10 protein-coding genes, 1 other RNA gene and 5 pseudogenes are annotated in these 14,181 nt (G+C 44.0%); 2 read left to right on the plus strand and 14 right to left on the minus strand.

The features are described 5' to 3' along the window. Positions 1 to 43: 43 nt before the first annotated feature. The 12 genes and pseudogenes from prmA to clpB all read right to left on the minus strand — a co-directional run bounded on the left by prmA (position 44) and on the right by clpB (position 11,384). Positions 44 to 925 carry a 50S ribosomal protein L11 methyltransferase gene (prmA, locus tag C3Z13_RS04815; RefSeq protein ID WP_103855176.1) on the minus strand — a complete coding sequence of 294 codons (882 nt, stop codon included), beginning with the start codon at positions 923 to 925 and terminating at the stop codon, positions 44 to 46. Between the two features lie 17 nt (positions 926 to 942). Then, positions 943 to 2,369, minus strand: a pseudogene (gene panF, locus C3Z13_RS04820) (sodium/pantothenate symporter). A gap of 17 nt (positions 2,370 to 2,386) precedes the next feature. Beyond that, the gene (locus C3Z13_RS04825; RefSeq protein ID WP_103855177.1) at positions 2,387 to 2,659 is read right to left on the minus strand and encodes a YhdT family protein; all 273 of its coding nucleotides are present in this window, start codon (positions 2,657 to 2,659) and stop codon (positions 2,387 to 2,389) included. Positions 2,660 to 2,949: 290 nt separating this feature from the next. After that, a pseudogene (accC, locus tag C3Z13_RS04830) lies at positions 2,950 to 4,294 on the minus strand (acetyl-CoA carboxylase biotin carboxylase subunit). 57 nt (positions 4,295 to 4,351) lie between these two features. After that, on the minus strand, positions 4,352 to 4,813 hold the full coding sequence (gene accB / locus C3Z13_RS04835) for an acetyl-CoA carboxylase biotin carboxyl carrier protein (protein WP_103855178.1): 462 nt from the start codon (positions 4,811 to 4,813) through the stop codon (positions 4,352 to 4,354). A gap of 152 nt (positions 4,814 to 4,965) precedes the next feature. Further along, the gene (aroQ, locus tag C3Z13_RS04840) at positions 4,966 to 5,418 is read right to left on the minus strand and encodes a type II 3-dehydroquinate dehydratase (protein ID WP_103853692.1); all 453 of its coding nucleotides are present in this window, start codon (positions 5,416 to 5,418) and stop codon (positions 4,966 to 4,968) included. Positions 5,419 to 5,507: 89 nt separating this feature from the next. Next, positions 5,508 to 6,500 (minus strand): o-succinylbenzoate synthase, encoded by a 993-nt coding sequence (gene menC, locus C3Z13_RS04845; protein WP_103855179.1) that lies wholly within the window; start codon positions 6,498 to 6,500, stop codon positions 5,508 to 5,510. A gap of 24 nt (positions 6,501 to 6,524) precedes the next feature. Continuing rightward, positions 6,525 to 6,968 (minus strand): hypothetical protein, encoded by a 444-nt coding sequence (locus C3Z13_RS04850; RefSeq protein WP_103855180.1) that lies wholly within the window; start codon positions 6,966 to 6,968, stop codon positions 6,525 to 6,527. Next, positions 6,968 to 7,300, minus strand: a complete 333-nt coding sequence (locus tag C3Z13_RS04855; RefSeq protein WP_103855181.1) for a nucleotidyltransferase domain-containing protein — start codon at positions 7,298 to 7,300, stop codon at positions 6,968 to 6,970. The genes C3Z13_RS04850 and C3Z13_RS04855 overlap by 1 nt, the downstream gene beginning before the upstream one ends. Further along, positions 7,270 to 7,692 (minus strand): nucleotidyltransferase substrate binding protein, encoded by a 423-nt coding sequence (locus C3Z13_RS04860; protein WP_103855182.1) that lies wholly within the window; start codon positions 7,690 to 7,692, stop codon positions 7,270 to 7,272. The genes C3Z13_RS04855 and C3Z13_RS04860 overlap by 31 nt, the downstream gene beginning before the upstream one ends. 106 nt (positions 7,693 to 7,798) lie before the next feature. Then, positions 7,799 to 8,656: a 1,4-dihydroxy-2-naphthoyl-CoA synthase gene (gene menB, locus C3Z13_RS04865; RefSeq protein WP_103855183.1), complete on the minus strand. Its 858-nt coding sequence runs from the start codon at positions 8,654 to 8,656 to the stop codon at positions 7,799 to 7,801. 154 nt (positions 8,657 to 8,810) lie between these two features. Then, entirely contained in the window at positions 8,811 to 11,384 is a 2,574-nt protein-coding gene (gene clpB, locus C3Z13_RS04870) for an ATP-dependent chaperone ClpB (protein WP_103855184.1), read from the minus strand. Positions 11,385 to 11,608: 224 nt separating this feature from the next. Between clpB and dapF the strand changes: the two are divergent. Next, positions 11,609 to 12,431, plus strand: a pseudogene (dapF, locus tag C3Z13_RS04875) (diaminopimelate epimerase). 55 nt (positions 12,432 to 12,486) lie between these two features. Continuing rightward, positions 12,487 to 13,375 (plus strand): annotated as a pseudogene (gene xerC, locus C3Z13_RS04880) (tyrosine recombinase XerC). Between the two features lie 33 nt (positions 13,376 to 13,408). On the opposite strand, the pseudogene C3Z13_RS04885 reads toward xerC, so the two are convergent. Beyond that, positions 13,409 to 13,984: pseudogene (locus tag C3Z13_RS04885) on the minus strand (5-formyltetrahydrofolate cyclo-ligase). A 9-nt stretch (positions 13,985 to 13,993) separates the two neighbouring features. Then, positions 13,994 to 14,181: non-coding RNA, 6S RNA (gene ssrS, locus C3Z13_RS04890), on the minus strand; the annotation flags it as partial.

Genomic DNA, 14,181 nt, shown 5'->3' on the forward strand with positions numbered 1-14,181 from the left:
CATAGAAAAAGCAGCGCTAAAAAGGGATTTTAGCGCTTAAACCCTATTTATGCTTTCCTGCAATACGACACCACTCTTCGCGGATTGCCACGGGATCAAGGGAAAATTGCTCTTGATAGGCTTCGCAAACAGATTGTGCTTGGCTTTCTAAAATGCCTGATAACCCGAGTTTACCTTGTTTTTTTACGAGCTGGCTGATGGTTGGTGCGAGTTCTTTTAATGGCCCAGCTAAGATATTGGCCACCACCACATCTGCTTGCAGATCTTGCGGTGCATCTTTGGCTAAAAAGAGTTGTAGGCGATCGCTCACGCCATTTTGTTCTGCGTTGTTGCGGCTGGCTAAAATAGCTTGCGGATCAATATCAATGCCGATGGCACTTTTCGCCCCTAATTTCAACGCAGCGATCGCTAAAATCCCCGATCCACAGCCAAAATCAATGACTGTTTTGCCATTCAAATCTAAGCTATCGAGCCATTCTAAACAGAGTGCGGTGGTGGGGTGCGTGCCAGTTCCAAAAGCCAAGCCGGGATCGAGCATCACGTTCACCGCATTTTCATCAGGCACTTCACGCCAGCTTGGGCAAATCCATAAGCGTTTGCCAAACTGCATTGGGTGGAAATTATCCATCCATTCACGTTCCCAATCTTTATCTTCAATTTGTTCAATTTTATAAGCGGTTTCTTCGCTTAAATGCCCCGCACTTTTCAGCAAGCTGACAATTTGTTGCATATCGGTTTCCGCGTCAAATAAGGCGATAACATCGGTGTTGCCCCACAGACGGGTTTCCCCAGGGAGCGGTTCAAAAATCGGGGTGTCTTGGCTATCCATAAAGGTTACCGAAACTGAACCGATTTCTTCTAAATAATCACTGATCGTTTCCGCTTGTTGATTAGTACTATTAATGCGGATTTGAACCCAAGCCATAATTTTTCCTTCTTAGTTTATTTTGTTGCGTTTTCACCAAATTTGTTGCCGATCAAAAAGGCAATTAAGCCAAACAATAAAGACGGCACAATGGCGTGAAAATCAAACAGTTTAATACTTGCGGCCGTTAAGCCCACATAGCTGCCCAAGCCCACCACCATTGAGCAAATTGCGCCAACGGCATTAGCTTTTTGCCAATATAGCCCCAGCACGATTACCCATAAAAAGGCAGCTTCCAAGCCCCCAAAGGCGAAAAGGTTGAGCCAGATGATCATTTGGGGTGGATTTAACGCAGCTAAGATCAAAAGTGCGGTCAAAATTAGCGTGATTATTGAAGAAATCCAGCTAATTTTTTCTGATTTTGTGCCATTGCTGGCTTGGCGCTGAGATATAAATCCTTCACAAAAATTGATGATGATTGAATCAGTTGCGCGTCAATGGTGGACATAATGGCAGACATTGGCGCAGCAAGGAAAATCCCTGCCACAATCGGCGGTAGCACTTGCAACATTAAGGTTGGGATCACCTGATCTGGCACCTCTAAGGTAGGCAGAATAGCACGCCCTAATGCTCCCGAAAGGTGCATACCCAGCATCACTAAAGCCAGTACCACTGTGCCGATTAACATTCCGTTATGCAAGGCTTTGCTGTCTTTAAACGCCATACAACGCACCGCAGTGTGTGGCAGGCCTACCACGCCAAAGCAGACTAAAATCCAGAAAGAGGCCATAAACTGAAAGCCGAACATATCATTTGGCCCATAAGGGCTAGTTAAGTGCGGATCAATTTCGTTAAGTTTTTGCACCGCACTTTCTACTCCGCCTGCAGCATAAATGGTCGCGCCGAGCAAAATGATCGTGCCAAGAATCATCACCATTCCTTGAATGGTATCGGTTAGCACCACGGCACGAAATCCGCCAATAAAGGTGTAAAGCCCCACGGTAACGGCAAAAATCAGTAGCGCATTGGTATAGCTAATGCCAATGGTAGTTTCTAACAAGCGCGCACCACCGATAAATTGCACCGTCATTGCGGCAAAAAAGGCGATGAGCAAGGCGATACAAGAAATCCAAACCAAATATTTATTTTTGTAACGATAAAGCAATAAGTCATTGATCGTTAAGGCTTTACTTTCACGCGAGAGCAAGGCGAACTTTTTCCCAAGCACGCCTAATGCCAGCCATACCGCAGGCACTTGAATCATTGCAAGCAACACCCAGCCTAAGCCAAATTTATACGCCGCACCTGGGCCGCCCACAAAAGAGCTAGCACTGGCATAGGTGGAAGCAGTGGTCATCGCTAGCACAAAGCCGGTCATTGAGCGGTTACCCACATAATATTCTGTTAAAAAATCCCCTTTGGAACGTTTTGTATAAGCATAAATCGCCGCGCCAAACACAAAGGCAAGATAAATCACTAGGGGGAAAATAATGCCAAGATTCATTGTTCCAATATCCTTATTTAACGTCCTTGCTCAGTGTCCTTGTTTTCTGGCTCAATATTTTCTAAATCAATCTCTTGATAGACGATTTTTACCACCCAATAAGCCACCACAATAAATAGCACGGGCAAATAAATACAGGCTAGCTCAAACCAAAGCGGAAAGCCCAAAGGCCCTTGCTGCCCTTTTGGCAAATAAGCACATAAACACCAGCCCAGAACATAAAGCAAGGTCAAGCCAAATGCCCAACGCGCTTCTTTTGTCGCTTGCTGATAACGAGAATGTTGTTTCATAGTGTGAGTTGCACTCCTGTATTTTTCACCTTTATTGCTAGCAAAATCGAGGGCGAACCTCGTTGTTCGCCCGCGTCTAATCTTAGCAAAATATATCGACAAAAATCACCTTAAATATGTTGAAAATTGTCGGTTAATCGTTATTGCTTTTGAGCAAGAAAAGAGATTGCTAGGAATATTTCTCGCCAAAATAATTTCACAATTTTGCACCGCTCTTTTATACAAAATAAAGAAAAAATGCCGCAATAAAAAAGGCGTTATCTAAAACGCCTTTCGATCAAATAATGCAATTAATCGTGCATTCCTAATTTCTTCTCCAAATAGTGGATATTTGTGCCACCGTTTTGGAAGTTTTCATCGGATAGGATCAATTCGTGCAATGGAATATTGGTTTTAATTCCGCTGATAATGGTTTCAGCCAAGGCATTTTGCATACGGCGAATGGCCACTTCACGGGTATCCCCATAGGTGATTAATTTGGCAATCATTGAATCATAATGCGGTGGCACGCTGTATCCTGTGTAAATATGCGAATCCCAACGCACGCCTAAACCACCCGGTGCGTGTAAATGTTCGATTTTACCTGGTGAAGGTAAGAAGCTCTTCGGATCTTCCGCATTGATACGACATTCAATGGCGTGGCCGCGCACTTTAATGTCTTCTTGTTTGATAGAAAGCGGTAGGCCTGAAGCGATTAATAATTGCTCTTTCACCAAATCCACGCCGGTAATCATCTCAGTTACAGGGTGTTCTACTTGAATACGGGTGTTCATTTCGATGAAGTAAAACTCACCGTTTTCATATAAGAATTCAAATGTCCCCGCACCACGATAGCCAATTTCCACACAGGCTTTAGCACAACGTGAACCAATATCACGGCGCATTTCTTCGGTAATACCTGGTGCTGGCGCTTCTTCCACCACTTTTTGATGACGGCGTTGCATTGAACAATCGCGCTCTGCTAAATAAACCGCATTGCCGTGCGTATCTGCTAACACTTGGATTTCAATATGGCGTGGATTTTCTAAATATTTTTCCATATAAACCATATCGTTGTTAAATGCCGCTTTGGCTTCCGCTTTGGTCATCGCGATGGATTCTTCTAAAGAATTTTCATCACGCACCACGCGCATACCACGACCGCCGCCGCCGCCAGAGGCTTTGATGATCACAGGATACCCAATGCGTTTAGCGATTTCTTGTTTTCTTCATATCGCTGCCAACAGGGCCATCTGAACCCGGTACGCAAGGCACGCCGGCTTTTTTCATTGCGTTAATGGCAGACACTTTATCCCCCATTAAACGGATTACGTCCGCAGTAGGGCCAATAAAGGTGAAGCCTGAGCGTTCCACTTGCTCGGCAAAATCAGCATTTTCAGACAAAAAGCCATAACCTGGGTGAACTGCGTCCGCGCCTGTCACTTCTGCCGCAGCAATAATCGCAGGGATATTCAAATAACTTTTGGTTGAAGGCGCGGGGCCAATACAAACGGTTTGATCTGCCAATAAAACGTGTTTGAGATCGCGATCAGCGGTGGAATGCACCGCCACAGTTTTAATGCCTAGCTCTTTACAAGCACGCAAAATGCGTAACGCAATTTCTCCACGATTGGCAATAACAACTTTTTCTAGCATAAGAATTATCTCTTAGAATTGTAAGGCGAAGCCGCGCTCCGCCTAAATAGAAATGAATTATTCGATAACGATTAACGGCTCGTCAAACTCAACCGGTTCACCGTCATTAATTAAGATCGCTTTTACCACACCTGCTTTGTCAGCTTCAATGCGGTTCATCATTTTCATTGCTTCAACAATACAAAGGGCATCGCCCACTTTCACGGTCTGTCCCACTTCAACAAATGGTTTGGCATCTGGGCTTGGGCTGCGATAGAACGTTCCCACCATTGGTGAACGCACTTGATGACCTGATACTTCCGTAACCGCTGGCACTTCTGCTACTGGGGTTGGTTGTGTAACTGCTGGGGTTGTAGGCTGTGCAACAGGGGCAACACTTGGTACGGTATATTGCACCGCAGTGGCTGAAGGTGAACCACGATTAATGCGAACAGATTCCTCGCCTTCAGAAATTTCAAGCTCCATAATGCCTGATTCTTCAACTAATTCGATGAGTTTTTTAATTTTACGAATATCCATAGTTTTTTCCTAAAATGTGAATATTTTTCACCGCACTTTATGGCTAACACAAAGTGCGGTGGTTTTTAAACTTAAATTTCCGTGGCAAAGATTACCTGAAAACGATCCTTTTTGCGATAAAATTCTGTCAATTTCGCGAAATTTTCGGCAAATTATGCCTTATTTGCTAAATATTGTCGCGCATAATGGAAAGCAAATTCATAGCCTTGCGCACCTAATCCGCAAATCACGCCTTCTGCCACATCACTAAAATAAGAATGATGACGGAACGGCTCACGTTTATGCACATTAGACAAATGCACTTCCACAAAAGGAATAGCGACAGCCAGCAAAGCATCACGCAGCGCAACACTGGTGTGCGTATAAGCCGCGGGATTAATAATAATAAAATCCACCTGTTGGAAACTTTGATGAATTTTATCGATCAATTTTTCTTCGCTGTTCGCTTGAAAGCAGGTTAATTCAATTTGATGTGCGGCTGCAAGATCCTGCATTCGTTGCTCAATGGCGGGCAAAGAAAGACTGCCATAATGCTTTGGCTCACGTTTGCCTAGCATATTCAAATTCGGGCCATTAAGTAACAAAATTCGTGCAGATGCTGACATAATTAATCCTTTTCCCTTTAACTTGTTGCATTATAATGATTTTTCTAAAAATTGCCGTTGCCTTATGGCTGGTCGAACCAATGCAAATTTTAATCCATATTCACTTTGACGATATTTTCGCTGTTCAGTTCCAATAATGGTAACGTTGAACCTTGCCACGGGCGAATAAGCTGATATTGCATAAGATCTAACGTATCCAAGCCCGGCGTGGTATCTGGCGTGTAACGCTGTGCAATGCGAGCCAGTTGGGTTAACCCAAAACTGCTTTCTAAAGATGAGCTGATCACCGCCATAATGCCTTGTTGATGGGCCTGTTCAATCAGTTCAACACAACGCGCAAGGCTGCCCACTAGAGTCGGTTTAATAATAATCGCCGCTAAGTGCGGTTCTTTTTTCACTTGAAAATTTGGCTCGCGCACGCTTTCGTCCCACGCGATAGCAATGCCTGTTTCAGCGGCGAACTGACGGCTTTCTTCAGGGGTTTTGCAAGGCTCTTCCAAAAATTGAATACGCCTACGATGTTCAGGCTTAATATATTTGGCAAACAGCTGCGCTTTCGCTGGTGTCCAAGCACGGTTGGCATCTAAACGAAGTTTTAAATCGGGAATGGCTTCTAAAAACATATCCGCGATTAAGCCATCACGATTTGCCTCATATAACCCTACTTTAATTTTTGCTACTTTTTCCCCTTCGAGCTGATCTAGCTCTGCATAAAGCTCATCAGGATCGCCATAGCAAAGGGGCGCTGTGCGGTAATTTCCTTGCTCCGGCAATTCGCCTTTCATTTCTGCCAAGGCACAACTTAGCCCAAACGCCACGGAAGGATAAAGCCCCTCAAGGGATAATTTTTGATTTTGACTGCGTGCCACGTCCCAATCTTTTAGCCACTGCTTGGCTTGGGCTTCTGCCTGTTCAAGAGTTTCTTGGCTAAATTCAGGCAGTGGAGCAATTTCCCCCCACCCCTCGTGTTCGCCACAACGAATTTGCACTAGCAACCCTTCACGCAATTTCAAAAAGCGATTGCGCAGCACCACTTGGGAATCCATCGGAATTTGGTAACGATAAAGTTGATAAGAACGCATTATGTTTCTCCTTGAGTATGGGGGTTACAGGCAAATTTTTTTAATGACAATCAGCAGAACGCTGATGAGCAAAAGGATAAAAGAAAGCAACAAGCCCGTGATGAGTGTCGCAAATAAACTATGCCAAAAGGGGGGAATCAGCCCTTTGAAAAAGCCTTCCAGCACGGCTAAGGCAAGGAAGCCACAAAAAAATTCGATAGAAAAATGGAAAAATACCGTACCTTGCAACAGGGCTTTCAGCCAACTACTTTGACGCAATGCCTTGTGCCATTGTAATTGATTACGGCGAAGTAATTGATAATCGACAAAGGTGTAAAAAGCGATAAAGCACAACACCCCCACTACCATTCCGAGTACAGACATCACATCACTCGCCACCAATAGCCCGAAGAAAAAGCACAACGCCGCATTCAGACCAACCACTCCCGTCCAAAATAACACGAGTTTTTTAAGTGAAATAGTTTGCATTAGGCATTTTGCTCCTTCTTTTGATAAATCACTTGCCCCACTTGTTGGATATGCTGAATGAGATCGCGGTGCGTGAGCTGGTGATACAGCGATAAATCCACTAAGTAGGGAATATCCGATTCTTGTAACTCACCGAATAAATGATTTAATGTGCTTTCTGAAAGCTGTTCTCCCACTAAGGTGAGATCAATATCTGACCCCGCCCGCTGTGTGCCTTTTGCCCGCGAGCCATAAATAATCACCTGTTCGATCTCTGGGTGAGCTTGAAACAGACGGGTTAAATCGCAAAGTGTGCGTTCACTTAAACCAAATTTTCCTGATTGTCCTGACATAACGCGACCATTTCTTGTTCAAATTGGCAAAAGAGCGGGTAGTAAGTGCGGTAAATTTTTTCGCTAATTTGGGCGGCGGTTGCTTCGTTGTAGCTATGCACGGATAAAATACGATCATTCACCATATCCAACCAATCTTGCCCATCAGTGATTAGCCCGATCTGAAAGGCTTTGCGAATCGCATCTCGGCTGCCTTGAATATCGCTAATGCCTTGATAGGTCAAATAATCTTTCATCACTCGCCAAGCCAGTTCATAGTTATATTCAAAACACTGCACCAAACCTTGCTGTTCAAATTTATTTAAACTCGGCTGCTGAATAAATTCCGAAAGTTGAGCCAATGCACGTTGATAATTTTGTAAACGTTGTTGCCAGCGAATTTCCTGTTTCATTCTTTTTCCTGATGCTTTTTCCTGATGTTAAGGCGATAAAATTAAAAGATGAATGAAAACCAAAGTGCGGTCAAAAAACACTGTGATTTTTTGACCGCACTTTTGCTTATGGGTTACGCTTAAACTTCGCGAAATCTGGGGCGCGTTTTTCGTTGAAGGCGTTACGACCCTCTTGCCCTTCTTCCGTCATATAGAACAGCATTGTGGCATTGCCAGCTAGTTCTTGTAAGCCTGCTTGTCCGTCGCAATCGGCGTTTAAGGCAGCTTTCAAGCAACGCAGGGCGATTGGGCTGTTACGCAACATTTCACGACACCAACGCACGGTTTCTTTTTCTAACTCTGCGTAAGGCACAACGGTGTTCACCAAGCCCATCTCTAAGGCTTCTTGGGCGTTGTATTGACGGCATAAGAACCAAATTTCACGGGCTTTTTTCTGCCCTACAATGCGCGCCATATAGCTTGCACCCCAACCGCCATCGAATGATCCCACTTTCGGGCCTGTTTGACCGAAAATGGCATTTTCCGCTGCAATGGTCAGATCGCAAAGCATATGTAAAACGTGGCCGCCACCGATAGCATAACCTGCCACCATTGCCACCACAGGTTTCGGGCAGCTACGAATATCACGCTGAAAATCCAATACGTTTAGGTGATGTACGCCTGCGTCATCTTTGTAACCGCCGTAATCGCCACGCACTTTTTGATCGCCGCCTGAGCAGAAGGCTTTTTCCCCTTGTCCTGTTAGCACGATCACGCCAATATTTTCGTCAAAACGTGCATCAGAAAACGCATTGATCATTTCTTTCACCGTTTGCGGGCGAAAGGCGTTACGCACTTCTGGGCGGTTAATGGTGATTTTGGCAATGCCATCGGTGGATTTGTGATAAAGAATATCCGTATAGCCTTCGCTATGATCAACCCACTCAACAGGGGCATAAAGCACATCATCTTTTGGATTTTGCATAATTAATTCCTTCGCTAAATAAATGTAGCTGGCATTATAGCTTAATCTGAGAATGACTAAAAGCACCGCCCTTTGACAAACAAAAAGCCTCGCTTTCGCGAGGCTGTCATTACCGCATTAATAAAGTGAAAGTGCGGTGCTTTTTGGGGAAGAATTACGATTGACTTGCGGTGATTTTACCATCAACGTAATCAAGGGTAATGGTTTTCCCTGGGATTAATTCCCCTGAGAGAATTTGTTGTGCGAGTGGGTTTTCCACTTCTTGTTGAATCGCACGTTTAAGCGGTCTTGCACCGTAAATTGGGTCATAACCAATTTCGCCGATGAAGTCTAACGCTGCATCCGTGAAGGCTAAGTGGTAGCCGTGTGATTCCATACGTTTTTCTAAACGTTTTAATTGGATTTTCGCGATGGTGCAAATATTTTCTTTATCCAATGGGTGGAACACCACTGTTTCATCAATACGGTTAATAAACTCAGGGCGGAAGTGTTGGCTAACCACCGACATTACCACTTCTTTCATTCCTTCATAGCCAAGATCTTGATTGCCTTGGATTAAGTCTGAACCTAAGTTTGAGGTCATAATCACCACGGTATTACGGAAATCTACGGTGCGACCTTGACCATCAGTTAAACGTCCGTCATCAAGCACTTGTAATAAGATGTTAAAGACATCTGGGTGCGCTTTTTCTACTTCGTCTAATAACACCACAGAGTATGGGCGGCGGCGAACGGCTTCGGTTAAGTAACCACCTTCTTCATAGCCCACATATCCCGGTGGTGCGCCCACTAAGCGAGATACGCTGTGTTTTTCCATAAACTCAGACATATCAATGCGTACCATTGCGTTTTCATCATCAAACAAGAAGTTGGCAAGGGTTTTACACAATTCAGTTTTACCTACCCCTGTTGGCCCTAAGAATAAGAATGAACCAATTGGGCGATTTGGATCGGATAATCCCGCACGGCTACGGCGAATGGCGTTCGCAACGGCAACCACGGCTTCATTTTGTCCAACTACACGTTTGTGTAATTCTTTTTCCATACGCAATAATTTTTCTTTTTCCCCTTCCATCATACGAGAAACAGGGATACCGGTGGCACGTGAAAGCACTTCTGCAATTTCTTCATCAGTTACACGATAGCGTAACAAGTGCATTTCTTTGCCCTCTGCACTTTCTGCTTGAGCAAGTTGTTTTTCAAGCTCTGGAATGCGTCCGTATTGCAATTCAGACATTTTGTTTAAATCGCCCACGCGGCGCGCTTGTTCCATTTGGGTGCGTGCATTTTCTAATTCTGCTTTAATATGCTGTGTGCCAGAAAGCGCTGCTTTTTCGCTTTTCCACACTTCTTCTAATTCCGCATATTCACGCTCTTTTTCAGCTAATTCTTTTTCAAGCATTTCTAAGCGTTTGCGGCTGGCGTTATCGTCTTCTTTTTGTAACGCTTGTTGCTCCAATTTTAATTGGATAATACGGCGTTCCAATTTATCTAATGGTTGCGGTTTGGAATCGATTTCCATACGAATACTGGATGCCGCTTCGTCAATTAAATCAATGGCTTTGTCTGGTAATTGACGATCTGAAATATAACGATGCGAAAGTGTCGCCGCCGCAACGATTGCAGGGTCTGTAATTTGAACGTGATGGTGAATTTCATAACGTTCTTTCAAACCACGCAAGATAGCGATGGTGTCTTCAACACTTGGTTCGTCCACAAAGACTTTTTGGAAACGGCGCTCAAGTGCGGCATCTTTTTCAATATATTGACGATATTCATCAAGGGTGGTGGCGCCCACACAGTGCAATTCACCACGTGCAAGGGAAGGTTTTAATAAGTTACCTGCGTCCATTGCGCCGTCAGTTTTACCTGCACCAACCATTGTATGAATTTCATCAATGAATAAAATCACACGCCCTTCTTCTTTGGCGATTTCGTTAAGCACGGCTTTTAAGCGCTCTTCAAACTCACCGCGGTATTTTGCCCCCGCAATTAATGCGCCCATATCAAGGGAAAGTACGCGTTTGTTTTTTAACCCTTCTGGCACTTCGCCATTTACAATACGCTGCGCAAGGCCTTCAACAATCGCGGTTTTACCAACACCTGGCTCACCAATTAATACTGGATTATTTTTACTCCGGCGTTGTAACACTTGAATAGTACGGCGAATTTCTTCATCACGTCCAATCACAGGATCTAATTTGCCACTTTCCGCACGCGCGGTTAAATCAATAGTATATTTTTCTAATGCCTGACGGCTTTCTTCTGCGTTTTGGTCGTTCACTGACTGACCTCCTCTAATTTGTTCAATCGCTTGTTGTAAATTCTCTTTTTTTGCACCGCACTTGCGTAATATTTCGCTTAAGCTGCCTTTTTCTTCTAACGCGGCTAATAAAAAGAGTTCTGATGAAATATATTTATCTTGTTTTTGCTGTGCGAGCTTGTCGCATAAATTTAATAAATTCACCAAGTTGCGTGAAATCTGCACATCACCACCGTTACCAGAAACCTGCGGTAAGCGGTTGAGTTCAGCATTAAGCTCATTGCGGAATAATGCCACATTCACGCCACTGGCGGTTAAAATCGGGGCAATAGATCCGCCTTCTTGATTTAAAAGTGCGGTCATTAAATGCACTGGTTCAATAAACTGATTATCTTTGCCTAAAGCTAAAGATTGTGCCTCACTCAAGGCTTGTTGAAATCTAGTAGTAAATTTTTCTATATTCATAATCTATTCTTCCTCAATATTAAATTCTGTTGCCTAGCTTGTACGGCTTGGCTTGTTCAAGTAAGTGAAGACTAATTTGGCAATTTCAAGAGTAAAATGAAAAAAATTTAAAAAAAATCTATTAATCATTTTAGAACGATAGGTTGCACTAATGGAGAGTTTACTCAATCTCACTTCACCTTTATAATTGCGCCTAATTAACGATTTTCAATAAGGACGGAAAAATGCAATTTTCCAAAATGCACGGATTAGGCAATGATTTTGTGGTGGTGGATGCGGTAACGCAGAATGTTTACTTTCCAACGGAAACCATTAAAAATTGGCGGATCGCCACACAGGAATTGGCTTTGATCAACTTTTAGTGGTTGAGCCACCTTATGATCCTGATTTGGATTTTCACTATCGCATTTTCAACGCTGACGGCAGTGAAGTGGCACAATGTGGCAATGGTGCGAGATGTTTTGCTCGCTTTGTGACAATGAAAGGGCTAACCAACAAAAAGACATCGCAGTCAGCACCGCCAAAGGCAAAATGATCCTAACGGTGCAAGATGACGGAATGATCCGCGTGAATATGGGCGAACCTATTTGGGAACCAGCGAAGATCCCATTTATCGCCAACAAATTCGAGAAAAACTACATTTTACGCACCGACATTCAAACCGTGCTATGTGGCACGGTTTCTATGGGTAACCCACATTGCGTGGTGCAAGTGGAAGACATTACCACCGCTAATGTAGAGCAATTAGGCCCTCTATTAGAAAGCCACGAACGTTTTCCTGAACGCGTAAACGCAGGCTTTATGCAAGTGATTAATCGTAACCACATTAAATTACGCGTTTATGAACGCGGTGCTGGCGAAACCCAAGCCTGTGGCAGTGGCGCTTGTGCCGCCGCCGCGGTGGGCATTATGCAAGGCCTTTTGGATAACAAAGTGCAAGTGGATCTTCCCGGTGGCAGCTTGACTATCGAATGGCAAGGCGAAGGCCACCCACTTTATATGACAGGCGATGCCACGCATATTTATGATGGGGTGATTAGGTTGTAATTATCCATTATTACCGCACTTTGTTTTTCACGTTGTTTTTAATAGAGAAATTGAAATGCACCAACAACTCAATAATTATTGGAATTATCTGCGCATTGAACGGCAGGTAAGTCCACATACATTGAGCAATTACCAGCGTCAGCTTGAGGCGGTGGTGGCGTTGTTGCAGGAAAATGAAATTTCTCAGTGGCAGCAGGTAACCCCCAGTGTGGTGCGCTTTGTGTTAGCGCAAAGCAAAAAGCAGGCTTACACGAAAAAGTTTAGCCTTGCGCTTATCGGCATTACGCCAATTTTTGAGCTTTCTTGTACAGCAAGGTGAGCTTTCTGTGAATCCTGCGGTTGGCGTATCTGCACCGAAGCAAGGCAAGCATTTACCTAAAAATTTGGATAACGAACAGGTTCAACAATTATTAGCCAACGACAGTAAAGAGCCAATCGATTTGCGGGATAAAGCGATGCTAGAGCTAATGTATAGTTCAGGTTTGCGTTTATCTGAATTGCAAGGGCTGAACTTAAATAGCATCAATCTGCGAGTACGTGAAGTGCGTGTAATCGGGAAAGGCAACAAAGAGCGAATTTTGCCTTTTGGGCGCTATGCTTCGCACGCGCTTCAGCAATGGCTAAAAGTGCGGTTGTTATTTAATCCAAAAGATGATGCCTTGTTTGTTAGCCAGCTTGGTAACCGAATGAGCCACCGTTCAATCCAGAAACGTATGGAAGTGTGGGGTATTAAACAAGGGCTATCTAGCCATTTGAACCCTCATAAACTACGCCATTCTTTCGCCACGCATATGCTTGAAAGCAGCTCTGATTTACGTGTCGTGCAAGAGCTACTTGGGCATAGCAATCTTTCTACCACACAAATTTACACCCACCTTGATTTCCAACATTTAGCACAGGTTTACGATTCCGCACACCCGAGAGCGAAACGAAAAAAATCGTGAAAATTGCACCGCACTTATTATTTTATTAACTTATCACCCCACCAACACCCCAAACAACGGGATATCCCAGCTTTCTACGGGTAATACGTCCACTTGTTGGCATTGGTGGGCTAAGCCGATGGGGAGGAAGTTTTTTTGTTGCCAGTTTTGCAAAGTGCGGTCGTAAAAGCCGCCACCCATTCCAAGGCGGTTGCCTTGTTTATCAAAGGCGACAAGTGGGGTAAATATGATGTCAAGTTCATTAGTTGGGAGAACATTTCGGACGTCTAATTTGGGCTCTAAGATGCCAAATTTATTTTTTTGCAATGGGCTGTTTGGGTGATAGCGGAGAAAGAGCAAATTATTAGCTGAAAAAGGATGCAGAATGGGCAGATAAACAGCGATGTTTTTTTTCCATAATTGCTGAATGACCTGTTTTGTTGAGATTTCGCCATCAAACGAAAGATACAATCCGATATGCTTAGCTTGTTTTTTTTCATGAGATCAAGGGCTTGTTGAGTGATTTTTTGTTCAGCAAGGTTTTGCTCAGCTGGGCTAAGAGATTGCCGTAATTTGACGAATTTGTTGGCGAATAATTTGGCGTTGTTGATTGCGAGTTGTGAGGTTCATTGTTTTATGGAAGAACCCGAGATGCCGTTGTGAGTGGTCGGTCCTTGAACCCTACGGTTCAAGGGAATCAGTCGTTATCGTTTTTAGGCTTCTTACATCAGGGCTTGCGCCAAGGTAAGCTTGCACACCAACAATAGGAAACCGATTCATAAGATGTTAAGTATCGGCTCAGGGACGTAACCCACTAGCGAACATCT

Source organism: Avibacterium endocarditidis (assembly GCF_002921145.1).
In the GTDB taxonomy this organism is placed as follows: Bacteria; Pseudomonadota; Gammaproteobacteria; order Enterobacterales; family Pasteurellaceae; genus Avibacterium; species Avibacterium endocarditidis.

Bases quoted from the DNA above. Each gene is read 5' to 3' on its own strand.
- C3Z13_RS04860 (WP_103855182.1), bottom strand. From the start codon at position 7,692: ATGAAACAGGAAATTCGCTGGCAACAACGTTTACAAAATTATCAACGT.
- prmA (WP_103855176.1), bottom strand. From the start codon at position 925: ATGGCTTGGGTTCAAATCCGCATTAATAGTACTAATCAACAAGCGGAA.
- clpB (WP_103855184.1), bottom strand. From the start codon at position 11,384: ATGAATATAGAAAAATTTACTACTAGATTTCAACAAGCCTTGAGTGAG.
- C3Z13_RS04855 (WP_103855181.1), bottom strand. From the start codon at position 7,300: ATGTCAGGACAATCAGGAAAATTTGGTTTAAGTGAACGCACACTTTGC.
- C3Z13_RS04825 (WP_103855177.1), bottom strand. From the start codon at position 2,659: ATGAAACAACATTCTCGTTATCAGCAAGCGACAAAAGAAGCGCGTTGG.
- menB (WP_103855183.1), bottom strand. From the start codon at position 8,656: ATGCAAAATCCAAAAGATGATGTGCTTTATGCCCCTGTTGAGTGGGTT.
- C3Z13_RS04850 (WP_103855180.1), bottom strand. From the start codon at position 6,968: ATGCAAACTATTTCACTTAAAAAACTCGTGTTATTTTGGACGGGAGTG.
- menC (WP_103855179.1), bottom strand. From the start codon at position 6,500: ATGCGTTCTTATCAACTTTATCGTTACCAAATTCCGATGGATTCCCAA.
- aroQ (WP_103853692.1), bottom strand. From the start codon at position 5,418: ATGTCAGCATCTGCACGAATTTTGTTACTTAATGGCCCGAATTTGAAT.
- accB (WP_103855178.1), bottom strand. From the start codon at position 4,813: ATGGATATTCGTAAAATTAAAAAACTCATCGAATTAGTTGAAGAATCA.